General features: G+C 61.9%; 21 protein-coding genes. 7 read left to right on the top strand and 14 right to left on the bottom strand.

All coding sequences use genetic code 11. From position 1 onward, the window contains the following. Window positions 1-68: 68 nt before the first annotated feature. Complete coding sequence (locus tag GKQ23_RS10210; RefSeq protein WP_212410785.1) at window positions 69-1,085, top strand: substrate-binding domain-containing protein; 1,017 nt, start codon at window positions 69-71, stop codon at window positions 1,083-1,085. A 152-nt stretch (window positions 1,086-1,237) separates the two neighbouring features. Here GKQ23_RS10210 and GKQ23_RS10205 read toward each other — a convergent pair whose 3' ends face one another. The 8 genes from GKQ23_RS10205 to GKQ23_RS10170 all read right to left on the bottom strand — a co-directional run bounded on the left by GKQ23_RS10205 (window position 1,238) and on the right by GKQ23_RS10170 (window position 10,320). Next, on the bottom strand, window positions 1,238-2,410 hold the full coding sequence (locus tag GKQ23_RS10205; RefSeq protein ID WP_212410783.1) for a Gfo/Idh/MocA family protein: 1,173 nt from the start codon (window positions 2,408-2,410) through the stop codon (window positions 1,238-1,240). A 10-nt stretch (window positions 2,411-2,420) separates the two neighbouring features. Then, window positions 2,421-3,473, bottom strand: a complete 1,053-nt coding sequence (locus GKQ23_RS10200; RefSeq protein WP_212410781.1) for a sugar phosphate isomerase/epimerase — start codon at window positions 3,471-3,473, stop codon at window positions 2,421-2,423. A 116-nt stretch (window positions 3,474-3,589) separates the two neighbouring features. Continuing rightward, complete coding sequence (locus GKQ23_RS10195; RefSeq protein ID WP_212410779.1) at window positions 3,590-4,516, bottom strand: substrate-binding domain-containing protein; 927 nt, start codon at window positions 4,514-4,516, stop codon at window positions 3,590-3,592. Window positions 4,517-4,812: 296 nt separating this feature from the next. Next, the gene (locus GKQ23_RS10190) at window positions 4,813-5,928 is read right to left on the bottom strand and encodes a Gfo/Idh/MocA family protein (RefSeq protein WP_212410777.1); all 1,116 of its coding nucleotides are present in this window, start codon (window positions 5,926-5,928) and stop codon (window positions 4,813-4,815) included. A gap of 10 nt (window positions 5,929-5,938) precedes the next feature. Continuing rightward, on the bottom strand, window positions 5,939-6,934 hold the full coding sequence (iolG, locus tag GKQ23_RS10185) for an inositol 2-dehydrogenase (RefSeq protein WP_249168502.1): 996 nt from the start codon (window positions 6,932-6,934) through the stop codon (window positions 5,939-5,941). A gap of 32 nt (window positions 6,935-6,966) precedes the next feature. Next, on the bottom strand, window positions 6,967-7,959 hold the full coding sequence (locus tag GKQ23_RS10180; RefSeq protein WP_212410775.1) for a hydroxyacid dehydrogenase: 993 nt from the start codon (window positions 7,957-7,959) through the stop codon (window positions 6,967-6,969). 98 nt (window positions 7,960-8,057) lie between these two features. Continuing rightward, entirely contained in the window at window positions 8,058-8,876 is an 819-nt protein-coding gene (locus GKQ23_RS10175) for an HpcH/HpaI aldolase/citrate lyase family protein (RefSeq protein WP_212410773.1), read from the bottom strand. A gap of 10 nt (window positions 8,877-8,886) precedes the next feature. Next, window positions 8,887-10,320, bottom strand: coding sequence for an NAD-dependent succinate-semialdehyde dehydrogenase (locus GKQ23_RS10170; protein ID WP_212410771.1), 1,434 nt, complete (start codon window positions 10,318-10,320; stop codon window positions 8,887-8,889). Between the two features lie 407 nt (window positions 10,321-10,727). On the opposite strand from GKQ23_RS10170, the gene GKQ23_RS10165 reads away from it, so the two are divergent. The 4 genes from GKQ23_RS10165 (at window position 10,728) to GKQ23_RS10150 (ending at window position 15,411) form a co-directional block, all read left to right on the top strand. Further along, on the top strand, window positions 10,728-11,663 hold the full coding sequence (locus tag GKQ23_RS10165; RefSeq protein ID WP_212410769.1) for a MurR/RpiR family transcriptional regulator: 936 nt from the start codon (window positions 10,728-10,730) through the stop codon (window positions 11,661-11,663). Between the two features lie 167 nt (window positions 11,664-11,830). Continuing rightward, window positions 11,831-13,672 carry a 3D-(3,5/4)-trihydroxycyclohexane-1,2-dione acylhydrolase (decyclizing) gene (iolD, locus tag GKQ23_RS10160; protein ID WP_212410756.1) on the top strand — a complete coding sequence of 614 codons (1,842 nt, stop codon included), beginning with the start codon at window positions 11,831-11,833 and terminating at the stop codon, window positions 13,670-13,672. Window positions 13,673-13,687: 15 nt separating this feature from the next. Continuing rightward, window positions 13,688-14,605, top strand: a complete 918-nt coding sequence (gene iolE, locus GKQ23_RS10155) for a myo-inosose-2 dehydratase (protein ID WP_212410755.1) — start codon at window positions 13,688-13,690, stop codon at window positions 14,603-14,605. Continuing rightward, complete coding sequence (locus tag GKQ23_RS10150; RefSeq protein WP_212410753.1) at window positions 14,602-15,411, top strand: SDR family oxidoreductase; 810 nt, start codon at window positions 14,602-14,604, stop codon at window positions 15,409-15,411. The genes iolE and GKQ23_RS10150 overlap by 4 nt, the downstream gene beginning before the upstream one ends. Before the next feature lie 217 nt (window positions 15,412-15,628). Here GKQ23_RS10150 and GKQ23_RS10145 read toward each other — a convergent pair whose 3' ends face one another. Further along, window positions 15,629-16,003 (bottom strand): hypothetical protein, encoded by a 375-nt coding sequence (locus GKQ23_RS10145; protein ID WP_212410751.1) that lies wholly within the window; start codon window positions 16,001-16,003, stop codon window positions 15,629-15,631. Between the two features lie 461 nt (window positions 16,004-16,464). Continuing rightward, window positions 16,465-16,893 carry an FGGY family carbohydrate kinase gene (locus tag GKQ23_RS10140; RefSeq protein ID WP_249168501.1) on the bottom strand — a complete coding sequence of 143 codons (429 nt, stop codon included), beginning with the start codon at window positions 16,891-16,893 and terminating at the stop codon, window positions 16,465-16,467. A 164-nt stretch (window positions 16,894-17,057) separates the two neighbouring features. On the opposite strand from GKQ23_RS10140, the gene GKQ23_RS10135 reads away from it, so the two are divergent. Both GKQ23_RS10135 and GKQ23_RS10130 read left to right on the top strand, forming a co-directional pair. Beyond that, entirely contained in the window at window positions 17,058-17,384 is a 327-nt protein-coding gene (locus GKQ23_RS10135; protein WP_212410749.1) for a hypothetical protein, read from the top strand. A gap of 436 nt (window positions 17,385-17,820) precedes the next feature. Further along, a complete protein-coding gene (locus GKQ23_RS10130) occupies window positions 17,821-19,050 on the top strand; it encodes a lysozyme inhibitor LprI family protein (RefSeq protein WP_212410747.1) in 1,230 nt (409 codons plus the stop codon). A 140-nt stretch (window positions 19,051-19,190) separates the two neighbouring features. Here GKQ23_RS10130 and GKQ23_RS10125 read toward each other — a convergent pair whose 3' ends face one another. The 4 genes from GKQ23_RS10125 to GKQ23_RS10110 are packed head-to-tail and all read right to left on the bottom strand — an operon-like array spanning window position 19,191 to window position 24,929. Continuing rightward, the gene (locus GKQ23_RS10125) at window positions 19,191-21,293 is read right to left on the bottom strand and encodes an HlyD family efflux transporter periplasmic adaptor subunit (RefSeq protein WP_212410745.1); all 2,103 of its coding nucleotides are present in this window, start codon (window positions 21,291-21,293) and stop codon (window positions 19,191-19,193) included. 3 nt (window positions 21,294-21,296) lie between these two features. After that, complete coding sequence (locus GKQ23_RS10120) at window positions 21,297-22,616, bottom strand: efflux RND transporter periplasmic adaptor subunit (protein ID WP_212410744.1); 1,320 nt, start codon at window positions 22,614-22,616, stop codon at window positions 21,297-21,299. Beyond that, window positions 22,613-23,419, bottom strand: a complete 807-nt coding sequence (locus tag GKQ23_RS10115) for an efflux RND transporter periplasmic adaptor subunit (protein WP_249168500.1) — start codon at window positions 23,417-23,419, stop codon at window positions 22,613-22,615. The genes GKQ23_RS10120 and GKQ23_RS10115 overlap by 4 nt, the downstream gene beginning before the upstream one ends. 13 nt (window positions 23,420-23,432) lie before the next feature. Beyond that, window positions 23,433-24,929 (bottom strand): TolC family protein, encoded by a 1,497-nt coding sequence (locus GKQ23_RS10110; protein ID WP_056234314.1) that lies wholly within the window; start codon window positions 24,927-24,929, stop codon window positions 23,433-23,435. Window positions 24,930-24,936: the final 7 nt, after the last annotated feature.

Raw genomic sequence — 24,936 nt, 5'->3', positions numbered from 1 at the left:
TCACCAAACTAACAGTTACATTCAGGCAACAACACGGCAAAAACACCTCATAAACACCTCACATAACCATGAAGAAATTCAGCCATAAGCAGATTGCCGCCCAGTCCGGGCTGAGCCTTGCCACCATCGACCGGGCGCTGCACCAGCGCGGCCGGGTGCATCCGCAGACGCAGCAACGCATCCGCCAGGCGATGGCCGACCTGGACCTGCAGTATAAAGCCGGCCTGGCGCAGGGGCGCACGCTGTGGTTCGACGTGATCCTGCACACGCCCGAACGCTTCAGCGAGCTGGTGCGCGAGGCGTTTATCAGTCAGATTGCCAGCTTCGCGTCGTTTCGCATTCAGCTGCGTTTCCACTGCTTTGAGCAGATCGGCGTGGCAGAGGTGGACGCGCTGCTGAAAAAATGCGGTTCGGACAGCCACGGCATTATCCTTAAGGCGATGAACGACGCACTGCTGGTGCCCACGCTGGCCGGGCTGTTAAAGCAGCGGGTGCCGGTGGTGACGATCGTCACCGACGTGCCGGAGAGCGCCAGGCTGCGCTATATCGGGATGGATAACGCCAGCGCCGGGGAAGCGGCGGCGTTTCTGATGGCAAAGTGGCTGAAGCGGGGTAATGCACGGATTATGGCGGTGACCGGCAGCGGTGATTTTACCGGCGAGCAGGAGCGAATCGCCGGCTTCCGGCGGGCGATGCGCAGCTTTGATCCGGGCTGCACTCTGGACGTAGTGGCTGGCGGGTTCGGCATCGATGCGCAGATGCACCGGTGCGTCAGCGAGGCGCTGGCAAACGGCGAGGTGCCCGATGCGCTCTATACGGTCGGCGGCGGCAACGGCGGTATTCTGCAGGCGCTGGAGGAACGGGGCATCCGCCCGGACGCGGTGATCGCCCACGATCTTGATCGTGAGAACCGTGCGCTGCTGCAGGCCGGAAAGATCGATGCGCTAATCGAACATAACCTGCAGCTGGACGCCCAGCACGCCTTTCGCACCCTGCTGGCGTTTCACCACTTCCTGCCGGAGAGCGAACCCTGGGCAGCCTGGTCACGCGTCAATATTATCACCCGTTACAATATGCCGACCTGAGCGAGTAATATGACCTCGCGCTACGACAGGCCTGCCGGGGCGGTTACGCCCGTCGCCTTTCCGGTTGGCTGCATATCGGGCGACGACCACTGTGTGCGACTGTTCGCTGCTGCGCGCCTGGCGCGTACCCTTCGCCGCCTGCCGTGACAGTTTCAGCTGTACAGCGGCCGGATCCACGCTGAGTTCTGTTCGTGGCTGTCGACCACCGCATCGACAAAGGCCACGCCTTTCAGTCCGTCATACACGTCAGGGACGTAAACCCCGGCCGCCTGCGGTTCTCGCTGCTCATCCCGCGCGCGCAGCGCCTCGGCAAACCCGGCATACAGGCAGGCAAACGCCTCAATATAGCCTTCGGGATGGCCCGGCGGGGTGCGGGTGCGCGCCCGGGTCAGTTCGTCCAGCTCATTGCGGCCACGCTTGACGATCTGCGTGGTACCTTCCAGCGGGGTGTAAAGCAGCTCGTTGGGCTGTTCCTGGAACCACATCAGGCTGCCTGTTTCACCAAACACCCGCAGACGAATGCCGTTGGAGCAGCCAATCGCCACCTGCGACGACCACAGCAGGCCGCGTGCGCCCCCCTGGTAACGGATCATCACGTGGGCGTTATCATCGAGCGCCCGGCCAGGGACAAAGGTCGCCAGATCGGCGGCCACCCCTTCCGCCTTCAGCCCGGTGACGTAACCTGCCAGATGATAGGCATGGGTGCCGATATCGCCAATCGACCCGCCGCGACCGTTTTTGGCCGGATCGACGCGCCAGGCAGCCTGCTGATTGTTCTGCTGCTCAATGCCGGTCGCCATCCACTCCAGCGGATACTCCACCTGCACAGTGCGCACGCTGCCAATCAGCCCGGCCGCCACCCGCTGCCGCGCTTCGGCAATCAGCGGATAACCGGCGTAGGTGTAGGTAACGCCGAGGAACCGCCCGCTGCGTGCCACCACTTCCGCCAGCGCCTCGGCATCCGCCAGAGTGGCGGTCAGCGGTTTTTCGCATATCACATCAATACCGGCCTCCAGGCAGGCGCGGGCAATGGGATAGTGGGTAAAGTTAGGCGTGCAGATGGCCACCACGTCCACCCCGTCCTTACGCAACGACTCCGCCGCAATCATCGCCTGATAGTCGTCATAGGAACGATCGGCGGCGACAAAGTTCTGCGCGGCAAACGCGTGGCCGCGCTGTGCATTGACGTCAAACGCCCCGGCCACCAGCTCAAACTGGTTATCCAGCCGTGCTGCAAACCGGTGAATGCCGCCAATATAGGCCCCCTCCCCGCCGCCCACCATGCCGAGGCGAATGCGGCGGCCCTTCAGTGAAGATCGTGTCATCTCTGTCTCCTTACAGTCCAAGAATTCTGCGGTTAAGTGAACGGTCGGCATATGACTTACAGAAGTCATCAAAGGATTTGCCGGTAACGTGGATCTGATGGTCGCGAATAAACTGCGCCCCTTCGCGTGCACCATCCTCCGGGTTTTTAAAGCAGCACTCCCACTCCAGCACCGCCCAGCCGTCAAAGTCGTAGCCGGTCAGCTTTGAGAAGATCGCGCCAAAATCGATCTGCCCGTCCCCCGGCGAACGGAAGCGTCCGGCGCGGCGCGTCCACGGCTGATAGCCGCCGTACGCGCCGGTTTTACCGTCCGGGCGGAATTCGGCGTCTTTGACGTGGAAGGCTTTGATATGCTCATGGTAATGGTCGATATACGTCAGGTAGTCGATGCCCTGCAGCACCAGATGGCTGGGGTCATACATCATATGGCAACGCGGATGGTGGCCGGTTTTCTCTAAGAAACGCTCGAAGGTCAGGCCGTCATGCAGATCTTCCGTCGGGTGGATCTCATAACAGACGTCGACGCCCTGCTCGTCAAAGGCGTTGAGGATCGGCGTCCAGCGCCGCGCCAGCTCGCTGAAGCCCTCCTCGATCAGCCCCTCCGGCCACTGTGGATAGGGGTAGAGATAGGGCCACAGCAGGGTACCGGAGAAGGTGACATGGCGATCCAGCCCGAAGCGCCGTGACGCGCGCGCCGCCAGCAGCAGCTGTTCGCTGGCCCACTGCTGGCGCGCGACCGGATCCAGCCGCACTTCGGCGGGTGCAAAACTGTCGGCAGGCAGGTCAAACGCCGGGTGCAGCGCCACCAGCTGCCCCTGCAGATGGCTGGCGAGGTCGGTCAGCACCAGACCGTGCTTGTCCAGCACGCCGAGGATCTCGTCAGCATAGGTCTGGCTCTCAGCCGCCCGCTGCAGATTAATCAGCCGGGTATCCCAGCTGGGGATCTCCACGGCGCTGAAGCCTTTTTCCGCCGCCCAGCCGGCCAGGCCGTCCAGCGAATTAAACGGCGTATCGTCACCGGCAAACTGTGCCAGAAATACGCCGGGGCCTTTAATAGTTTTCATTTTCACTCCTTAAAAAAAGGCACCTGCCCCTACAACAGGTGCGAACACCTCAGCCTTTAATCAGGCGGCCAGCAAATTTTTATTCAGGCCAGGCTGATAACAAGGGTTAAACGTGATTATCTGGTCATAAACTGCTGATAGTTTTCTGGCGTCACCAGCTGGAACGGAATAAAGTTAATATCCTTAATCGCTTTGCCTTTCGCTGCCTGTTCCGCCATATCCACCGCACCATAGGCCTGGGATTTAGCATCCTGGAAAACGGTAACGGTCAGCATACCGGTTTTAATCGCCTGCAAACCATTTGGCCCGCCGTCGGTGCCGCCGACCAGAATATCTTTGCCGACTTTCAGCCCGTTGCTTTTAATCGCCATCGCTGCGCCAATTGCCATTTCATCGGCGTTGGCGGAAAGAATATCGATTTTCTCTCCGGCCAGGATCCAGTTATTCATCAGGTTCAGCCCCTCTTCACGCATCCATTTCGCGGTATCCTCCACGATGACATGCATATTCGGGTGCTGCGCAATCACCTCTTTCGCGCCCTGGGTACGGAAGCGGGTGGCATCATTGCTCAGCAGGCCTTTCATAATCGCCACATTCACGCTCGGGCGGTCTTTCACCAGGTCGGCCAGATAGGTCATCTGCAGGCGGCCGGCTTCGATCTCATCGCTGCCGATATAGCTGATGCCGTTACCCATCGTCGAATCACCGGGCATCCGGTTAAGGTAGATCAGCGGTATTTTCGCTTTGCGGGCGGCTTCGGTAATATTTTTGGTGCCCTGGGTATCCACCGGGTTAACAATAATCACGTCCACTTTGGCGCTGATAAAACTCTGCACCTGGCTTAGCTGTTTATCCACCGCCCCCTGAGCATCCTCAAACTGCAGTTTCATATCCGGGTACTGTTTTGACTGCTCAATCACATAGCCTCTCAGCCGTGAGAGAAACACATCATCCATCTGGGCAATCGTCACTCCAACCTGAGTGGCGAAGGCTGCGGGTGCAGCGGTTAATACGGCGAGACAGAGTAAGATTGTTTTTTTCATGATAGCGTTTTACCTTGTAGAGTATTCGACAGCCGGTGGCTGACAAACGGGTTCTATTATTTACGGCTATTATGTTGGGATTATTGCTGTAACATTGACTAGACACAGACTACCGGTTTACTGATGCAGCCGCGCGGCTGCGCAACCGCATCAATTTGCTGATATCGGCTAACAGGGTTCAGGTGATATTTCAGAGCCTGTCCCACCTGGCGTCATTTATTACAGCAACGCCTTCAGTCGGATGGGGCAGGCTTTTATCAGGGCGATCGCGTGGCAGGCGCGATAACCCTCTCAGATTACAGCGTCACCCAGCGCTGCTCTCTGGATGACACCAGCGCCGCATCCACCAGTTTCTGAATTTCCAGCGCCTCGCGGAAGTCCGGCCCGCTGCGCTCACCGGTGCGGATCGCCTGCAGGAACTCCAGCATTTCAATGGTCTTCAGATCGTTAAAGCCGATCTGGTGCCCCGGTGCCGGGCAGAACAGCCCGTAAGGCGGATGTTCCGGCCCGGCCACCAGCGTGCGGAAGCCGTTCTGCTGCTCTTGGTCACCGCTGCGGTAGAACTGCAGCTCGTTAAAACGCTCCTGGTTAAAGATCAGCGACCCTTTGCTGCCGGTGATCTCAAAACCGAGCTGCATCTTATGTCCGGTCGCCACCCAGTTGGCTTCAATCTGCCCCCGGCAGCCGCGGGCGAAGCGCACCGTCAGGCGGGCGATATCATCCACCTCCACCGCTTTCATTACGCTCGATCCGGCAGCCTCCGGGCGCTGCTTCACTACCGTATCGAGATCGGCAAACAGCGCCTCAATCGGGCCAAGCAGAAAACGCGCCATGCCGAGGATATGGCTGCCGAGATCGGCCACCGCCCCGGCGCCACCGGCCGGATCGAGCCGCCATGACCACGGCAGCTGCGGGCTGGTCATAAAGTCCTCGGCGTGGATGCCGCGAAAACCGCTGATTTCCCCCAACTCGCCGTCGGCAATCATCTGACGCGCCAGCTTCAGCAGCGGGTTTTTGACGTAGTTAAAGCCTACCTGGGTCTGCACCCCGGCCTGCTCTGCGGCGGCCGTCATCCGCGCCGCGAGGCTGGCGTCCGGTGCCAGCGGCTTTTCGCAGTGCACATGTTTACCGGCGGCGATGGCGGCCAGCGCCTGCTCAGCATGAAAGCGGTTCGGTGAGGTAATTGAGATCACCTCCACTTCCGGATCGTCAATCAGCTGCTGCCACTCCTGCGTCCAGCGCTGAAAGCCGAACTGCCGGGCGGTACGTTCTGCCGCTGCACCATCAATATCGGCCACGCTGACCAGCACCGGCTGTATATCACCGGAGAAAGTGGCGGCAGCATGCCACGCCATGGCGTGAGAACGCCCCATAAAACCAGTGCCGATCAGGCCAATTCCAATCCTGCGCATCTCTGTTTCCTTAGTCGAGGGTGACAACACTTCGGGTATCTGCGGAACGCTGGGCCGCATCGGCCAGCCTCAGCGCCTGGCAACCGTCGTTTACCGTGACCGGCATCGGCTGGTTAGCGCGCAGCGCGGAGATAAAGGCGTCGATCTCCAGCCGGTAGGCCTCGGTGTAACGGGCCATAAAGAAGTCCAGCAGCGGGCCGCGCGCTTCGGTTTGCTGCGCGTTGTAATGGCGCACGCTGGTTTCCCGCAGGTTGTCGTTGAGCAGCATGCCGGCGGAACCCAGCACTTCCAGCCGCTGATCGTAACCGTACACCGCGCGGCGGCTGCAGTTGATCTGGCACTGCTTACCGGAGGCGGTACGCAGCTGCACCATTACCGTGTCGTAATCGCCCAGCGCCGCCAGCTGCGGGGCAAACAGGCGGCTGCCGCTGGCAAACACCTCCACCGGCTCCTCGCCGAGGAACCAGCGGGCGAGATCGAGGTCGTGGATCACCATATCGCGGAAGATGCCGCCGGAGGTTTGCAGATAGCCGTAGGGGGCCAGATCCGGGTCACGGCTGGTGATCAGCAGCTGATGGAAATCACCAATTTCGCCTTCGGCAATACGGCGGTGGATCTCGCTGAAGCCGGGATCGAAGCGGCGGTTAAACCCGAGCATCACCCGGCGGGCATCGTCACCCAGCGCATCGCGGGCGGCAAAGGCTTTTTCCAGATCGAGATCGACCGGCTTTTCACACAAAACCGCTTTTCCCGCCCGTACCGCCGCCAGCATCAGCTCAACGTGGGTATGGGTCGGGGTGCCAATCACCACCGCGTCCACCTGCGGGTGGTTAATTGCCTCCAGCGGATCGGCGAAGGCGTGGCCGCCCCAGGCGTCGGTCAGCTGGCGGGCGTTTTCCACCAGCGGGTCGGCCACCGCCGCGAGGACCGCATGGGGGTGACGGGCAATATTAGCCGCATGAACCTGGCCGATACGGCCGGCACCGAGCATGGCAATTCTGATCATTCTGTTCTCCGAAACGGTTCAGGGTTGACGGCTCAGGGAAGCTGGCCCATCAGGGTGGTCAGTGCCAGCACCTGGGGATTCACCACCAGGCGCGGGTCCAGTTTGCCGCGCCAGAACGCGACAATATTTTCGGCCGCTGCCACCGACATTCGTCTGGCGGCTTCGGCGGTCAGCCCGGCGGAGTGCGGGCTTAAAATCAGCCGGTCGCGTTGTGCCAGCAGCGGCGAGTGCAGATCGGCCGGTTCGTCACGCAGTACGTCCAGCCCGGCACCGCCGAGGTGGCCACGTTCCAGCGCCGCCGCCAGCGCCGTCTCATCCACAATCCCGCCACGGGCGGTGTTAATCAGCAGCGCACCGGGCTTCATCAGCGCCAGCTCTGCGGCACCGATCAGCGGACGTTCACCGCTGAGCGGCAGATGCACGCTGACCGCATCGGCCTGCGCCAGCCCGTCGGCAATACTGGTCACCCGCTGCACCCCCTGTTCACTGAACGCCGTATCCGGCAGGTATGGGTCATACGCCATCACCTGCATGCAGAAACAGGCGGCCAGCCGGGCGACTTCGCGGCCGATGCGGCCAAAGCCGAGCAGGAACAGCGTGCGCCCCGCCACTTCTCCGGCGGAAAAACCGTTGCGGCGCTGCCACTCCCCTTCTCGGATACTGCGGTCGAAGTAGCAGACGCGCTTGGCCAGCGCCAGCAGCAGCGTTACCGTATGTTCGGCCACCGACAGCGAATTAACGTCGCCAACGATGGTCAGCGGGATCTGACGATCGGTCAGCGCATTCACATCCACCGAGTCATAGCCAACGCCGTGGCGTGAGACAATTTGCAGGCGCGGTGCGGCCGCAATCTCCTTCGCCGTCAGCGGCTGGGTACGGATCAGCAGGCCATCGGCCTCCGCCAGATACGGCGCGTAGCTCTCCACGCTGACCTCAGCCACCTGCTGCAGGGTAAAGCCCGGGGCCTGGCGCAGCACCTCCACCCCGGCCGGATCGATATTGCCGGCAATCAGAATATGTGGCATCTCAGTCGCTCCTTTCCGGGGTATTCGCGCCAGCTGGCAGAGCGGACGCGCTCAGCTCTGCATCCGTGATGTTTCCGGTTATCTGTAGCGTTAGCATCTCAATACCCCCCCTGCTGTTCAGTCGCCCGGGCCTGCCCCGCCGCGTCGCTCAGCTGGCGATAGTGCGCCACGCTGGCCGCCGCCGCGCCGCGCAGCAGCTGCACGTCGTTGGATACCGTCACCAGGTCGAAGCCCCAGCCGGTGGCCCGGGCGGCATACTCCGCTGAACCGGTATGCAGCCCGGCTTTTTTACCGGCCCGGTGTGCGCAGGCCAGCACCTGCTGAATCGCCGCCAGCATCTCCGGCTCTTCACGGTCAAAACCGGTACGGTATTTGCGCCCGGTCAGCCCCAGCGTCAGATCGGCGGGGCCGATATAGACACCGTCCAGACCCGGCGTGGCGAGGATTGCATCGAGGTTATCCAGCGCCTCACGGGTTTCAATCATCGCAAAACACACCACCTGCTGATCGGCGTACTGGCCGTAATCGGCTCCGGCGGCGAAGCTGACGCGGGTCGGGCCAAAGCTGCGGCTGCCCGCTGGCGGGTAGTGCATACAGGCGACCAGCTCGCGCGCCTGTTCGGCGGTATTGATCATCGGGCAGATAATGCCCCACGCCCCGGCGTCCAGCGCCTTCATAATGCTGCCCGGCTCCAGCCACGGCACCCGCACCATCGGGGCGACGCCGCTGGCGCGCATCGCCTGCAGCATGGTGGTGGCCTGTTCGTAGCCGACAAAACCGTGCTGCAGATCGATGGTCAGCGCGTCATAGCCCTGGGCGGCCATAATCTCGGCGGTAAACGGGCTGGCAATACTCAGCCAGCCGTTGAGCACCGGGTTGCCGTCCTGCCAGCGCTGGCGAATGTTATTGGTTTTCATCAAAGCTCCTTTACAGCACAACCTGGGTCAGTTTGACGTTGAGGTAGTCGTGGATGCCTTCTGACCCGCCTTCGCGACCCATACCGCTGGCTTTACTGCCGCCAAACGGCACTTCGGCGGCGGCCAGCGCGTAGCTGTTAATCCCGACCATGCCCGCTTCCAGCCGGGCGGCGGTTTCGCGGATCAGCGCCGGGTCGCGGGTAAAGGCGTAGGCGGAGAGCGCATACTCAGAGCCATTCACCCGTTGCCACAGGTCGTCGGTGTCGCTAAAGGCGGTGATGGCGGCAATCGGGCCAAAGTTCTCTTCGGCGATCGCCAGCGCCTCGTCGGGCAGATCGGCCAGCACCGTCGGGGCAAAGAAGTGGCCACCGTTGAGGCTGATGCGTTCCCCGCCGGTCACCACCCGGCCACCGCGCTGGCGTGCATCGGCGACAATCGCCTCCATCGCCTGCAGGCGCTGCGCGTTGATCAGCGGCCCCATCTGCGTGCCCTCATCCTGGCCGTACCCGACCTTCAGCTGGCTGGCGCGGCGGGCAAAGCCCTCAACAAACTGCGCGTAGAGGCTCTCATGGACATAAAAGCGGTCGCCGGTGACGCACACCTGGCCGCAGTTGGCGAATTTGGTCGCTACCGACAGATCCAGCGCCTTCTCAATATCAGCATCGGCATAGACGATCACCGGCGCATTGCCGCCCAGCTCCATGCTCAGGCGCTTGATGGTGGCGGCGGAGTCGCGGATCATCTGCTGACCCAGCCGGGTGGAGCCGGTCAGCGACACTTTTCTCACCTGCGGCGCCTCAATCAGCGGCTGATAGGTGTCGGCGGCCGGGCCAATCACCAGGTTTGCCACCCCGGCGGGCAGCCCGGCGCGGCGCAGGCACTCGAAAATCAGCATCGCGCAGCCCGGCACCTCGCTGGACGGACGCAGTACCACCGTGCAACCAGCGGCCAGCGCCGGGGCCAGCTTGCGTGCCACCAGCACCACCGGGAAGTTCCAGGCGGTAAAGGCTGCCACCACGCCGACCGGCTCATGAGAGACTTCACATCGCCCGCCCGGCACCCGGCTCTCAACGATACGGCCATACAGCCGCCGTGCCTCTTCCGCGTACCAGATAAACTGATCCACCGACAGTTCCCACTCACGCTTCGCCTGCGCCAGCGGCTTGCCGCTCTCCTGCGAGATGGTCAGTGCCGCCCTGGCGGTAATCGTCACCATCTCAGCGGCGACCTTTTGTAACAGCGCGGCACGATCCCAGCCGGCCGTGGCCTTCCAGCCGCTCAGCGCCCGTTCTGCACTGGCTAACGCCCGCAGGGTGTCTGCTCGTGAGGCAGCCTGCATCTCACCCAGCGGCTGATCGTTACCCGGATCGCTGACCTGCACCGTGACGCTGCTGCTGCCCGTGCACCATTTCCCGTCGATAAACTGTTCGAAATTGTCGTACATGATCGCCTGCTCCTCCGCTGTCTGGCTCCGTGCAGGCCCTGCTGGCCTGTTCAGGATAAAATCCGCGGGTCGGGTTACGCCTGCTGCGGCCCTCTCACGGCATCAATAATTGCAATACTAGTTTGATAGCAACAAAAATTGCAATAGCAGCAATGGAGGTGATAAAACAACGGTCACGGATAATTTAATCTCTTTAAATCAATAAAATGAACTCAAGCTATTTTCTCCGCCCGCTGCGAGGCAAAAAAAGTTAATGTGATTTTTTAGAGCAAAATCACAACTTTCACCGGATGTTTTGCGCGGGCGCAGCGGAATCGGTTAGAAATAATTGCATTGCCGTTTTACTTGCAATTTTTATTGCTGTAGCGTGCTGACCATCATGGCAACCGCCCCGACAGGAATCAGGAATGGGAAAAGAGAAAGCCACGCCAGCCGCCGTACCGCCGCTGCCGCACAGCAGTTATGAGCAGATTGTGAACGAGATCACCCGGCGCTATCCGCAGCTCTCCGACCGCTACCAGCAGGCGGCGCGTTACATTACCCAGAACCCCAACACGGTGGCGCTGGAGTCGATTAACGCGGTGGCCGCGAAATGCGGTATGCATCCATCGGTGCTGGTGCGTTTTGCCCAGGCCTTCGGCTACAGCGGGTTTAAGCAGATGCAGAGCGTGTTTCAGACCCGGCTGGCCACCGCCGCGCCGGGCTATAACGAACGTATTACCGCGCTGGAAGTCGACCTGAAAAAGAACCACCATCAGGGCAGCCTCGGTTTCCTGCAGAGCCTGGTGATCCGCGATATCGCCACGCTGCAGGCGCTGATCACCAGCACCTCAGAGCAGGATCTCGATGCCAGCGCACAGCTGCTGAAAGCGGCGGAGACCATTTATATCAGCGGCCAGCTGCGCTCCGAGCCGGTGGCCTCGCTGCTGCGCTATATGCTGACCATGCTCGGCCGTCGGGTGGTGTTGCTGGATGCGGCAGGCGGGCTGGCGCCGCAGATGGCCAGCCATATGCGTGACGGTGATGTGCTGATTGCGATTGCCTTCCGCCACTACGCCAAGGAGGTGATCGCCATCGCCGATGACGCCGCCGCCCGAGGCCTGCCGGTGGTGGCAATCACCGACGGCCCGCTGTCACCGTTGGCTAAAAGCGCCCGCGTGCTGTTTAACGTGCCGGAGGAGGAGTACAGCTTCTCGCGTTCGCTGGCGGCCCCGGTCTGCCTGGCGCAGAGCATCGCCCTGGCGTTAGCGGCGGTGCTGCAGCCGGAAGAGCAGGAGCCGCAGATCGACACGCTGACCGCGCTGGAAAAACGCGAAACCGGGCGCAAACGCGGCCGCAGCTGATTCTGGCTCCACCCGATAATTAACCGGTAAGCCCTCTGCCCGTTCGGGAAGGGGGTATTATCGCCCGAAAATGCAACTTTTATTGCAAAATATATTTATTACGCAATATCTGTTGTAACAGTAACCCCGATGCCGCTCCCCGGCATCCCGGCAGAGTGAGTTCCGATATGACTACAGTACGTTGCACCACCGCTCAGGCAGTCGTTCGCTATCTGAGCAATCAGTTTACCGAGATCGACGGGGAACGGCTGCCGCTGTTTCCCGGCGTGTTCGGCATTTTTGGTCACGGCAATGTGACCTGCCTCGGCGAAGCGCTGGAAGCGGTGCAGGACACTCTGCCCACCTGGCGCGGCCAGAACGAGCAGTCGATGGCGTTTGCCGCCGTCGGTTTCGCCAAGGCCCGGGTGCGCCGGCAGATTATGGTGGTCACCGCCTCCATCGGCCCCGGCACCACCAACCTGCTGACCGCCGCCGGGGTGGCGCACACCAGCCGCCTGCCGCTGCTGATGATCTGCGGCGACAGCTTTGCCCGCCGGGTTCCCGATCCGGTGATGCAGCAGGTGGAGCACTTTAACGACCCGACGATCACCGTTAACGATGCCTTTAAGCCGGTGTCGCGTTACTGGGATCGCATCAGCTGGCCGGAACAGATTCTATCGTCGCTGCCGCAGGCGGTGGCAACGATGCTCGACCCGGCCGACTGCGGCCCGGCGTTTATCGGCATCTGCCAGGACGTGCAGGAGCTGGCGTACGACTACCCGGAAGAATTTTTCCAGCCACGGATTCATCAGATGCCGCGTCCACGCCCCGACCAGCGGGTGCTGGCGCAGGCGGTGGAGGCGCTGCTGGCGGCAAAACGCCCGCTGATTATCGCCGGGGGCGGCGTGCGCTACTCGCAGGCCGAAGCCGCGCTGGCGGAATTTGCCGAAGCGCGCGGTATTCCGGTGGTGGAGACCATCGCCGGCAAAGGCAGCTTCAGCCACCACCACCCGCTGCATATCGGCCCGGTGGGCATTCTCGGCTCCACCTCCGGCAATAAGCTGGCCGCCGGGGCCGACGTGATCATCGCCATCGGCACCCGCCTGATGGACTTTGTTACGGGTTCGTGGACGGTATTTCATCCGCAGGCGCAGTTTATCGCCCTCAATGCCGCCCGCTTTGACGCCTGGAAACACCGCGCCATTCCGCTGGTCGCCGATGCGCGTGAAGGCCTCAGCGAACTGCATGCCGCGCTGGGCGACTGGCAGGCCGATCCGCGCTGGCTGGCCAGCGGCCGCGAGGCGTTTGACGGCTGGAACCGGCTGATTGCCGAAAAACAGGCCGATACCGGTGCCACCGTGCCGAGCTACGCCCAGGTGATCGGCGTGGTCAACGCCCGCGCCGCCGCGAATGACTACATTATCAGCGCCGCTGGCGGCCTGCCGGGCGAACTGGTAAAAGGCTGGCAGGTGAAAAACCCCGGCACGTTCGACTGTGAGTTCGGCTTCTCCTGCATGGGCTATGAACTGTCCGCAGGCTGGGGCGCGGCAATGGCCGGGCAGCATGAGGATGTCTTCGTGATGATCGGCGATGGCACCTACATGATGATGAACTCGGATATCTACTCCAGCGTGCTCTCCGGCCACAAATTTATCCTGCTGGTGTGTGATAACGGCGGCTATGCGGTGATCAACCGCCTGCAGAACGCCAAGGGCGGTGCGTCCTTTAACAACCTGCTGAAAGACTGCCGCGTGCAGGAACCCTTCCCGGTGGACTTTGTCGCCAACGCCCGTTCAATGGGCGCGCTGGCCCGTCAGGTCGGCTCGCTGGCCGAACTGGCCGACGCCATCGACTGGGCGAAAAGCAACGACCGCACTACGGTGATTTCCATCGTGACCGATCCGCACTGCTGGACGCCGGGCGATGCCTGGTGGGACGTCGGCGTACCGGAGGTCAGCGCACGGGAAAGCGTTAATGAGGCGCGTCGCGAGCACGTGGCGGGCCGTAAAAAACAGCGTACTGGCATTTAACAGAGAGAGTTGATCATGACGTTACAAGCAAAACTTGGCATCGCGCCTATTGCCTGGTCCAACGACGATTTGCCGCAGCTGGGCGGCGACACACCGCTGGAGACCTGCCTGGCGGAGAGCCGCGAGGCCGGCTTTCAGGGGGTGGAAACCGGCGGCAAATTCCCGAAAACCACGCCGGAACTGCGCGCCGCGCTGAACGCGCACCGGCTGGAGCTGGTCTCCGGCTGGTACTCCGGCACCCTGCTGGATAACAGCCTTGACGCGGAGATCGCACAACTACTGCCGCAGTTAACCCTGTTCCGCGACTGCGGGGCGGCCTGCCTGGTGTATGGCGAAACGGCGGGCACCATTCAGAACCAGCAGCAGATCCCGCTGGCGCAGCGCCGCCGCCTGACCGACGCGCAGATCGCGGCGTACGGCGACAGGCTGTCGCAGCTGGCGACCTTCTGCCGTGAGTTCGGCGTGCCGCTGGCCTTCCATCACCATATCGGCACGGCGATCGAGGATGAACACGACATCGACCGGCTGATGGCCGCCACACACCCGGACGTCGGCCTGCTGTTTGACGCCGGGCACCTGGTGTTTGCCGGCGGCGATCCGCTGCGGGTGCTGGAAAAACACGGCGCACGCATTAACCACGTCCACACCAAAGATGTGCGGGCAGAGGTGCTGACGGCGCTCGACTGGCAGCGCGACTCGTTCCTTGATGCGGTGCTGAAAGGCGTCTATACCGTACCCGGCGACGGCGCAATCGACTTTACAGCCATCGTCAGCAGACTGGCGGCCATCGGCTATCAGGGCTGGTTTGTGGTGGAAGCAGAACAGGATCCGGCCAAAGCACCGCCGTTGCAGTACGCGCGAATCGGTTATCAGACCCTGCACGCCGCACTCCGTGCCGCAGGCTACCAACTTAACGAAGGAGAGTTAGCATGAGTCAGTTAGCGAATAAAGTGGCGGTTGTCACCGGTGGCACCCAGGGGCTGGGGGCGGCGATTGCCGCACATTTTGTGCAGCAGGGTGCCGCTGGCGTGGTGATCTGCGGCCGTAATCAGGCCAAAGGCGATGCGGTTGCCGCACGGCTGGCGGAGCTGGGGCCGACGAAGGTGCTGTTTGTGCGTGCCGATCTCTCTTCGGTGGAGGAGTGCCGCAATGTCATCGCCCTTACCGACGCTAAGTTTGGCCGGGTTGACGTGCTGGTCAACGCCGGCGGTAAGACCGATCGCGGCTCGATTATTGATACCGACCCGCTGCTGTTTGACCAGATTTTTGCCACCAACGTGCGCGGACCGTTTTTCCTGATGCAGGAGGCGATCAAAGTCATGCGCCGGGAAAATACTGAGGGCAGCATCGTCAATATCTGCTCGATGTCCGGACTGGCCGGGCAGCCGTTTATTGCCGCCTACTGCGCGTCGAAAGGTGCACTGGCCACCCTGACCCGCAACACCGCCTATGCCCTGCTGCGTAACCGCATCCGCGTTAACGGCCTGAATATCGGCTGGATGGCCTCGGAAGGGGAAGACCGGATTATGAAGCAGTACCACGGTGCGGAAGATAACTGGCTGGAAGCGGCGGCCGCCTCCCAGCCGTTTGGCCGCCTGATCCAGCCGGAAGAGGTGGCACGCGCCGTCGGCTTCCTCGCCAGCGCCGAGTCCGGCCTGATGACCGGTTCGATGATCAACTTCGACCAGTCGGTATGGGGTGGCTACGATAATGCGGCAGCCCCGGCCGCGCCGCTGTAACGGCTACGCCATTGCTTCGGCAAGCAGAGCATAATCTGCACCCGGCTTAACCGCCGGGTGATCTGCGTTACAGGCGAGACCTGTATCATAAAGCATCTGCGTGCTAATTTTTGCTGTCGCAGCGCTGCCTCCCCTGAGAATTCCGCCCCTGTCTATTCTGCCCCCAGCTATCGCAAGAACCATCCAGCCTGGTTCATCGTCCTGCCTGAACACGCGGCTAAAAGAGAAACTTTGCCGACGTCATACAGAGTGCGGCCACGCCGAGAATGGTGGCGGTGATCCATTTTGTCTGTGCGCTGATCTCCCGGTGAAGCCCACTGACCTCACGGTGCAAATCCGATTTAGTTGCAAACTCTTCGCAGCGAGCTGTCAGTTTAGCCAGCTCCGTTTTGGTGGCAAACTCATCGCAGCGCGCGGTCAGCTTAGCCAGATCCGTTTTAGTGGCAAACTCATCGCAGCGCGCGGTCAGCTTAGCCAGATCCGTTTTGGTGGAAAATTCTTCCGAGCGGGTGACAAGCCGGGTCAGGTCGACTTTTATCTGGCCGACGTCGGTCTCCAGATGTTCCACTCGTTTCTCAAGTCTTTCCAGCATAGTGCCTCCTTTATTTGCCACTCGCCTGGCGCCAGGCTGATACGACAACGCCCTGTCAGAAGCCACACAATTAACGCAATAATTCATCGCGTCTTCCTGTATCAGAACATTCATCGCCAGACTCCTGTCATTGCTGAATTCGTCATTTTCCGGCCTGAAAAGACGGTAAAGACCACCGCCGAATTCATTTTCATTAAACTATTCACGGCTTCCTCATGCTTTCTGCCCTGACATGCGTTGAGATTAACATGATGCAGGATTATCTTCGTTTATATTTTGTACCCAACAGCGTAAATAGCATCTAAAGCAAAATCACAACACCATGTTAACACTGAAAAAAACCTGAAAATCCTCTTATTTTTTGTCATCACCAGTGTTTATATATAAAAACTGGAACAGAGCTCGCAAATATCACAGGCATGGAGAGGGGTATTAACAAAACACCTAATTCAATAGGGAGGTTAAATAAACGAATAGTGAGATATACCTGATGGAGTACGTGAGTGGAATTCTGGTAACGACATGATGTAACATGATTCAATAAATAACATCAGCTGTCGCACCGTTTTTTCCGTGCGCTGATCCTGCCAGATAATGGCGTTGTTCAGCGGCAGGCCGCTTTGCGCGTCCCAGGCCACCACGCTCTCGCCCTGATGCGCAAGGCCAATGGCATCAACAACGCCACAGTGGTTCAGGCAGGTACGAATATTGCGCAGGATCTCCAGCGGGTCGTGCTCCACCCAGCCCGGACTGGGAGTGAGCGGCATGTGGGCGATGGCCGCCGGTGAGATCTTGCGCTGTTTTACATCCTGCTTATTCAACCTGATCGTTTTTCGAGCAAAAAATGCTTTTTTAGAAATAGAAACAATTGCTAATAATAAAACAGCCATGTCTTACTTATTCGTTACACGCTTTCCGGTGTCAGCCGTTGGGCAATAACCTTTAAAACTTTTCCCTTACAAAACTTCCCCACTGCTTTTTAGGAATAATACTCAAACCCTGCTACGTTAAAATGATCTATAGTTCTCCTACCAACAGATAAAAAGGTGACACCATGAAAACCAAACTGATTATTCTTTCCGCACTGCTGGCTACTTCCAGCGCCTTTGCCGCGACGACTACCCACTCTTCTGATGCGGCAGTAGCTGAAGCGCACAAGGGTGCCGACACGGCCAAAGAGAAACTGCATCAGTCACAGAACGAAGGCAAAGAGCTGAAATTAAAAGCGGAACATGCTCAAGAAGGTAAAACCGGCACTACCGGCAGCAAAATTTCTGAAGGATCACAGAAAGCCTGGAATAATACCAAAGAAGGGACCGAAAAAGCCTGGGATAAAACCAAACAGGGTTCTGAAGAACTAAAAAACAAAGTCACTAACTAATCGTTATCAGGTCTGGTTAGCGTTTAGAAATAACCCCGGCGTGCATTGCGCCGGGGTTATTTTTTTCGTCTGGTTCTGCAACGCTTTTATCCCCTTGTCGCATCCTGTTTCAGGCGCATTACATTCTGCATACTCTGTCATCTACCGGCGTCAGATTGCACCCTGGGAGACCCTCCACCGCGATCTGAACAGGCAGGAAGAGCAGATTGTCGCCTGACGGCACTTGCCTGCCGCTCCGGTACCTGCTGCCAGGCACTGCGCACCTGCGCCATATCTCTGCCGCCGCGGTGACGAGCCTGCCGCAATATCGCCGGGGCGGTTGAAAACCGCCCACCCGCCGTGTGCAACGCCACGCCGTTTATCCCTTGCGGCACCCCGTGCCCTGCCATTAGGATAGAAAGCCAAAAAAGTCTTACCTCTGATAAAAGGACTCTGCATGGCGCTACGTCGCACGCTTGCCACCCCGCTGCTGGTCACCTTTGCCCTGCTCTCTGCCGCCGCACTCCCCGCCCACGCGGCCTCCTTCGACTGCCAGAAGGCCAGCGCCGGTATTGAGCAGGCGATTTGTGCCAGCAAAACGCTGAGTACGCAGGATGAGCAGCTGGCAGAGCACTATCAGCAGCTGATGACGCTGTCGCCGCAGACCGGCCGCGTGGCGCTGCGTAACGCCCAGCGCGACTGGCTGAAACAGCGTAACGCCTGCAGCAGTGACGCCGCCACGCGGGATGCCTGCCTGACACAGCAGCTGACCACCCGGGACGCCGTGCTGGTGCAGCTTCTGCAGCAGGCGCTCGACGCCTTTGACGCCGCGGTGGTGCTGATCCCGCGCGACCCGGCCACTGCGGCCAGGCAGCTGCGCCAGTTTGGCGGCCTGCAGGCCAATGCCTGGCTGGTTTATCTGCAGCAGTTTGAAGCCGCCAGCGGCCTTAGCCGACAGGATACGTTACAGGCGCAGAAAGAGGCGGATGCCGTGCTGGCCGGTCAGGACAGTTTCGCCTGGTCGATCCTGCAGGATACGCGGAAAGATGCCAAATCCACCCCGGCGGACAACGCCCTGCTGCTGCTGCGTATGAGCATCGAGCAGGATCCGTACCGCGAGGCCGGGCCGGCAGGGAAACCACGTGCAGAGAACCACTGCTTCGTGTTCAGCCGCCAGGGCGATGCGGCCTACACCGCGTTTGGGCCGCTGTATGGTTCCACCCGCGACGGCTTTGCACCAATCTGTGCCCCGCAGGGTGGCCTGTTTGAAAAAGCGGCGTGGAAGGAACTGGAGACCCAGTTCAATGCGCCGGAACGGGCCGTTTCATCCGGCGCGGGCACCATCCGGTTTGCCAGCTTTGCCGCGTGGCGGGTCCTCGCCCTGCGCGCCACGCTGACGCCGAAGGATTTTCTGCAAACTGACCGCCCTGTACCAACGGAAGACGCTGCGCCGCAGGGCGATGGCGCACAGCGTATTAAAGACTGGACGGACGAACGCGTGTGGCCGGCCACCCAGCGCCAGCAGGCGATTGCCGCCATCGATCCGGCCGTCGCCGCCACCGTGAAGTGGCTGCAGCAGGAGCGCGGTTTCAGTGAGGCAGAAGCGCAAACGGCGGGTAAAAATATCGTGCAGCAGTGGCTGGCGGAGCACCTCGATTACCTGAGCGATAACAGCGACAGCGAGTAACAGATCGTCCGCCCCGGTGGGTCCGGGGCGGCGATACGCAGCGAACGCGCCCGTCACCGCCTGCCCGTTGGTTAAGCCGCTGCCTGTTGTCGTTACGCTGCCTGTTTATCCGGGGTTCGCCCTCTCTTCCCTTCCGGCGATCAGAAACCGCTCTCCCTTAATCCCAGCGCCGCCACCCGCCGCCAGACACTACTGAACAGCGATTCGGCGTGCCCGTTGATCAGCACCACGCCGCGCAGCGGTTGCTGTACCACCGCGCTGCCCGGCTCCGGCTCCATCTCAACGCTGTACCACGCCTGAACCGGGCGCGGGCGGCTCTGGTCGTCACGCCGTACCGCGATCGGGCCGCCGCGATCCGAGGCCAGCGTTTCGCGATCGAGGACGGATGCCCCGGTCGGGGCGATCGCCGTCAGCCGCACGCTGATGGCCGCCCGCCCGGCATCGTCGGCAATAAAGCGGCCGGTTTCACCCGTTGCCAGCCGGTTAAGCTGCTCTTCCGGCAGGTAACCGCGCAGCCGCGCGGTCTGCTGGCTGACCACCCGCAGAAGGGGCAGATCGGCCGCCAGCCAGCGTCCGGCTGTCAGGTCATTCGCCAGGTCGCGCACCTGGCCATCTGCCGTGGCGCGGATCTGCAGCCGCTGCTGCTGCGCGGCCAGCCCGCGATACTGCGCCAGCGACTCGGCCAGCTCCTGTTGCAGCACCAGTGCGTCGGCTACCGTGTCCTGGCGTGCCGCCTGGCGTTTCAGCTGCAGCTGCAGAATGGCGATATGCTGGCGGGCAATGGTCAGCTGCGCCTCCAGATCCGGCGAAGCCAGCTCCAGCAGCAGCTGCCCGGCCTGCACCGGCTGGTTGTTCTGCACGTGCAGCCGCAACAGTTGTGCCGCTACCGGGGCGTACAGAGTGCTGACCTTCTCCGCTTCCAGCACCGCCGGCAGGGTCACCTGGCTTTTCCACGGTACAAACAGCACCAGCAGCAGCACCGCGGTCACCAGCGCGCTGCGCAGCAGGTTGCCACGCTGGCTGAACTGGCGCTGCTGCCACCAGTGGCGCACCTCTTTTATCACCGGCAGGCCAATAAACCAGGCCACTTCAACCATCATCAGAAAGATCCCCAGCACCTTGAAAAAGTAGTGATAAACGGTCAGCGCAATGCCCATAAACAGGAAAAAACGCCACAGCCAGGAGGCGTAACCCCATGTCAGCAGGCGGCGTGACATGCGCGGCGACCAGCGCTCCGGCGGCTGCTCGCCGTAGCCAAACAGCCGCTCGCGCAGGTGCCAGCGGCACAGCGCAAAGGCGCGCCCCTGCAGGTTATCCACCCGCAGCAGGTCGCTGAGCATAAAGTAGCCGTCAAAGCGCATCAGCGGGTTGATATTGACCAGCACGGTGGTGACCCAGGTGGCGCTGGAGAGCAGAAACGCGGCGGTGTGCAGCGGGCCGTCCGGCAGCAGCGACCAGGCCAGCAGGGCGACCACCGCCAGCAGCAGCTCCGCCAGAATGCCTCCCGCGCCGATCAGCAGCCGCGTGCGGTGGCTCTGTACACGCCAGGCGTCGCTGACGTCGGTGTAGAACATTGGAAACATGACGATAAAGGCCACGCCCATACTGCGCACCCGGCAGCCGGCGCGTTTGGCCATATACGCATGGCCCAGCTCGTGAATAAATTTGGCGAACACCAGCGCCACCCCGAAGGTGGCTGCCCCGGTCAGGCTGAACAGCCAGGAAAAAGAGTGGGTGTAGCGCGGCCAGTCACGGCTGACCAGGAACAGCCCGCTGAGCAGCATCAGCGGCATCAGCCCGGCCAGCAGCCAGACACCGTGTCGCTGCAGCAACGGCCAGCTGCGGTTGATAAAGCGGTCCGGCCGCCACAGCGGAATGCGGAAGAACAGGTACTGGTGCAGCGCCCGTTTCAGCAGGCTCTGTTTGCGCATCACCGCTTTCATCGCGTAGCTGCCGCGCTGTTCGGCATCGCTGGCGGCGATCAGGTCGTGGCTGCGCAGAAAGCGCAGCAGCTCGTCGAGGTCGTCCTGGCCCAGCGGCAGCCCGGCTTCGCGGTTGGCGGCCACCAGCACCCGATCGCTGTCGCCCAGCCGCCAGTGACGCAGCAGGCGCAGTGCGGTGACGTTGAGTTTGAAATACTGGCCGCTGAGGGCATCGGCCAGCGTCCACTGAGGCGCGCCGTCCAGCGCCGGGGCGGCCGGGGTCAGCTGCAGGTCGTCGCGCAGCGCCGGTAACAGGGCCATCGCTTACACTCCCAGCGTTTTACGCAGCGCCGCCAGCGGGCGACGGAACAGATAAACGCCCAGCGCCACCTTCTCACCGCTGACACGCGCGGTGCCACGCAGGCCGATGCGCGGGGCACGATCGGTAAAGCGGGCGTCCAGCCGGTAGGCCAGCCCCCCGCCGGGAGTCTGTGCAGCTTCATAGGCTACCCGTTCCAGCCGGGCATCGTAGCGCGTCAGCGGGTCGCTGTCCGGGAACAGCGCCACCGCCGCCTGCGCCGGGAATTCAATCGCATCCCCCACGTCGAGTTCAATTTTCAGCTCTGACTGCGCCGGGTCGGCCAGTTCCATCAGCCGTTCACCGGTGCGCAGCGGTTTGCCGGTCATGCGGTCGGCATCAGCAAACACGGCAATGCCGTCGCGTTCGGCACGGACTTCACTGCGCTGTAGCAGATCCTGCGCGTAGGCCAGCTCGGCGCGCTTCTGCGCCACGGTGGCCGCCAGCAGATCAAGACGTGATTTCGATTCGGCGTCCTGGAAGGCACGCTGGGAACCGGTATGCAGTTCGGCTTCGGCCACGCCAAGGGCGCGGGCGGCAACATCGGCCTGCGCTTTCTGCACGGTGTTGTCGAAGCGTACCAGCAGCTGGTCTTTCTTCACCGGCTGGTTGGGTTTAACCATAAATTCCGCGATTACGCCGTCCAGCGGCGCGGTGACCACCCGGCCGCCAAGCGGTACCACTTCCGCCGGGGCCAGCACCGTCTGGCGCACCGGGAACAGCAGGGCCAGCGCCGCCAGCACCACCGCGACGATCGCTTTCCGGCGTAAGCGCTGAGGTTGCCAGATTTTACGCGGCTCAAGCGCCAGCCAGGCGTGGCTCCAGGCCCCGGCCAGCTGTTCGCCCAGCAGGTATTCGGCCGGTTGCCAGGGGCGACCGCGTGCCAGCCAGACGCCGCCGAACACGCCACCGTCGCGCCCTTTCAGCGGCAGCCACAGCGCTTCCGCCGCCGACAGCGCCTGCCAGTCGTCACGGCTGGCCGCGTCCAGCCACTCTGCGCTGACCACGCCCGCCGCAGCGTGATGGTCGCCCTGCTGCAACTGTAATGCCGCCCGTTCGATAAAGGCGATAAACGGCGCGTGCGGGTCCGGTACCGATACCCCGGTCACCGCCCGCACCCGGCCGCCGATCAGCAGCGCCACATGACGAAACTCAAACAGGCCAAGGCCGTCGTTCACGATGCTGTAAGCGAGGGCTTCACTGCTGGCCGCCGCCCGCGCCTGATTCTCCAGCTGCAGGAAGGTGGCAAACGCGCGTTCGCCGGCGCTCTGCTGTGGCGCGGTCACGGCGCCACCGCGAACTGCGCGCTGCCGCTCATACCCGAGAGCAGGCCGTCAGCGTTACCGACCACTTTGCCGGTCAGGCCCAGCGTCTGGCTGCTTTCATCGATGCGTGCGCCGGGGCGCAGCACTTCTGCCGCCAGCGGCGTGCCGGTTTCATCCGGGGTAAAGGTAAACTTCTGCCCCGGTTTCAGCTGCGCCAGCCAGCGCGACGGCACCAGCAGGTGGATCTCCAGGTGACGGTTGTCAACGATCTCCAGCAGCGGCATGCCCTGGCCGATAAACTCGGACACCTGCGCCTTGCGCGTCACCACCTGCCCGGCGAAGGGGGCGATCACTTTGCAGTGGCTGGTCTGGATCTGATAGACCTGGCTTTCCGCGGCGGCCTGCGCCACTTTCGCCTCCGCCAGCGCCACCGCGTTGCGGCCGATCGACTTCAGGTCGGCCAGCTGGCGGTTCTGGCTCAGCTCCTGCTGTGCGGCGCGCATCGCCGCCTGTGACGCCGCCAGCTGCGCCTGATAGACGGCGCAGTCGAAGCGCACCAGCAGGTCGCCCTTCTGGAACGCCTGACCTTCGCGGAACGGCATCTCGACGATGCGGGCGTTCAGCTCGCTGGAGAGCGTGGCCTGATCGACGGCGCGCAGCACGCCGCGCGCCTGTTTACCGGCATCCGCCGTGGCCGCCGGTGCCGTTGTCTGCAACGGGTCGGCCAGCGGGTCCGGCGCTGTCTCTGCCGCCGGCAGCGGCGAGGCCGCTGCCAGCAGTGCCGCCATCATCCAGCGGGCGGCACGATTATTTGCTCTGTTCACGGGGAATTCCTGCTTAGCGTGCAATGTTACCGGCATCCCAGCGTTTTTCCGTCTGCGCCAGCGCGCGCTCTACCGAAGCCAGATCGGTCAGCTGCTGGCCGCCTGCCAGCGGGTCAAGACCCACGGTTACGAAGATCTGACCGTAAGCGTTGCGCAGCTCGGCGTAGGCAAGATCGTTACGCAGCGAGGTATTGACCGCGTTCAGTTCGCCCTGGATCAGCTGCAGTTCACCAATGCTGCCCGCCTGGAAGCGGTTGTTCAGCTGGGTGAGGATGTCGGCATCCAGCTGCTGCAGCTCTTTGCCGGTGTGGTACTGACGCTGCGCCTCGTTAAAGTTGGCGCGCGCCACGTACAGCTGCGCGAGGATCGCCATCGACATCGCCTGACGGCGCACTTCAGAGACGTCCTCACCGGCTTTCGCCACTTTATACGCCTGCGGGCCGCTGAACAGGTTAAACAGGTTCCAGGTCACTTTCGCCCCGGCGTCCACCCAGTGCTGATTGACCAGGAACGAGTTGCTGTCGTAGTTGCCGCCCACGGACAGCTCAATGCCCGGCAGCATGCGCAGCAGCGATTTACGCGTTTCCGCCGCGCTGATGCGCACCTGGTAATCCTGTTCGCGCAGCTCCGGGCGGTTAACCAGCGCCGCGTTTTCCAGTTCGGCGAACGGCACCTTCAGCGCCGGTTCCACCAGCTGCCCTTCCGCCGGCAGCGCCAGCTTATAGTCGCTGCCCAGCGGCAGGTTCATCAGCGTGGCCAGTTCGGTTTTCGCCAGCGACAGCGCGCGGCGCTGCTCTTCCAGCTGACGGGTGGCATCCAGCAGCGCGCGCTGGTAGCTGTAGGCTTCGACGATATCGCCCACTTTGCGCACCGACTGGGTGCGGCTGTTTTCACGCGCCATATTGACGCGCTCAATCAGCGCATCGATGCGGCCCAGCAGGCGCTCGGCCGCCACCGCACGCCAGTACGCGGACTGCACGTCCTGCACGATGGTATGGGTGACCTTGCGGCGGCGCTCTTCGGCGATCCAGCGTTTATCCGACTGCTGATGCGCGGTAACGTAGCTGACGCCGAAGTCGAGGATGTTCCACACCATGGTCAGGTCGCCAACTGAACGGGTCTGATCCTGCGAGGTGGACGGCTCCAGCGACTGGTTACCGGACAGCACGCTGCGGCTGCTGGAAGCGCTGATATTGTCACGGGTGGTGTAACCGGCCTGCGCCGCCATTTTCGGCAGCATATCAAAGCGCGACAGATCGACCTGCTGCTGTGCCAGCGCGCTCTCCATCACCTTCAGGCGCGATTCAAGGTTGTATTTCAGCGCCCGCGCGGTGGCGTCATTCAGGGTGATCGGCGCGGTGACCGGCTCCTGGTTGCTGAACATGGTCTTCAGATCGGCAGCCGCGCGCTGGCGGCTTTGATCTTTGTTGATCTGCTGGGTAGAGACGGCACAGCCGCTGACGATTAAGGCCAGCAGGGTCACACTGAAAACTTTTGCGCACTTATGCATATTCTTT

Origin of the sequence: Erwinia sp. E602 (assembly GCF_018141005.1) — a bacterium.
GTDB lineage: Bacteria > Pseudomonadota > Gammaproteobacteria > Enterobacterales > Enterobacteriaceae > Erwinia.
Note: the sequence above shows the minus strand (reverse complement) of the source record. Positions and strands in the feature narration are given on the sequence as shown.

Bases quoted from the DNA above. Each gene is read 5' to 3' on its own strand.
- GKQ23_RS10145 (WP_212410751.1), bottom strand. From the start codon at position 16,003: ATGCTGGAAAGACTTGAGAAACGAGTGGAACATCTGGAGACCGACGTC.
- GKQ23_RS10180 (WP_212410775.1), bottom strand. From the start codon at position 7,959: ATGCCACATATTCTGATTGCCGGCAATATCGATCCGGCCGGGGTGGAG.
- GKQ23_RS10130 (WP_212410747.1), top strand. From the start codon at position 17,821: ATGGCGCTACGTCGCACGCTTGCCACCCCGCTGCTGGTCACCTTTGCC.
- GKQ23_RS10135 (WP_212410749.1), top strand. From the start codon at position 17,058: ATGAAAACCAAACTGATTATTCTTTCCGCACTGCTGGCTACTTCCAGC.
- GKQ23_RS10190 (WP_212410777.1), bottom strand. From the start codon at position 5,928: ATGCGCAGGATTGGAATTGGCCTGATCGGCACTGGTTTTATGGGGCGT.
- GKQ23_RS10175 (WP_212410773.1), bottom strand. From the start codon at position 8,876: ATGAAAACCAATAACATTCGCCAGCGCTGGCAGGACGGCAACCCGGTG.
- GKQ23_RS10195 (WP_212410779.1), bottom strand. From the start codon at position 4,516: ATGAAAAAAACAATCTTACTCTGTCTCGCCGTATTAACCGCTGCACCC.
- GKQ23_RS10205 (WP_212410783.1), bottom strand. From the start codon at position 2,410: ATGACACGATCTTCACTGAAGGGCCGCCGCATTCGCCTCGGCATGGTG.
- GKQ23_RS10125 (WP_212410745.1), bottom strand. From the start codon at position 21,293: ATGGCCCTGTTACCGGCGCTGCGCGACGACCTGCAGCTGACCCCGGCC.
- GKQ23_RS10170 (WP_212410771.1), bottom strand. From the start codon at position 10,320: ATGTACGACAATTTCGAACAGTTTATCGACGGGAAATGGTGCACGGGC.
- iolD (WP_212410756.1), top strand. From the start codon at position 11,831: ATGACTACAGTACGTTGCACCACCGCTCAGGCAGTCGTTCGCTATCTG.
- GKQ23_RS10110 (WP_056234314.1), bottom strand. From the start codon at position 24,929: ATGCATAAGTGCGCAAAAGTTTTCAGTGTGACCCTGCTGGCCTTAATC.
- iolG (WP_249168502.1), bottom strand. From the start codon at position 6,934: ATGATCAGAATTGCCATGCTCGGTGCCGGCCGTATCGGCCAGGTTCAT.
- GKQ23_RS10210 (WP_212410785.1), top strand. From the start codon at position 69: ATGAAGAAATTCAGCCATAAGCAGATTGCCGCCCAGTCCGGGCTGAGC.
- iolE (WP_212410755.1), top strand. From the start codon at position 13,688: ATGACGTTACAAGCAAAACTTGGCATCGCGCCTATTGCCTGGTCCAAC.
- GKQ23_RS10200 (WP_212410781.1), bottom strand. From the start codon at position 3,473: ATGAAAACTATTAAAGGCCCCGGCGTATTTCTGGCACAGTTTGCCGGT.
- GKQ23_RS10165 (WP_212410769.1), top strand. From the start codon at position 10,728: ATGGGAAAAGAGAAAGCCACGCCAGCCGCCGTACCGCCGCTGCCGCAC.
- GKQ23_RS10150 (WP_212410753.1), top strand. From the start codon at position 14,602: ATGAGTCAGTTAGCGAATAAAGTGGCGGTTGTCACCGGTGGCACCCAG.
- GKQ23_RS10140 (WP_249168501.1), bottom strand. From the start codon at position 16,893: ATGGCTGTTTTATTATTAGCAATTGTTTCTATTTCTAAAAAAGCATTT.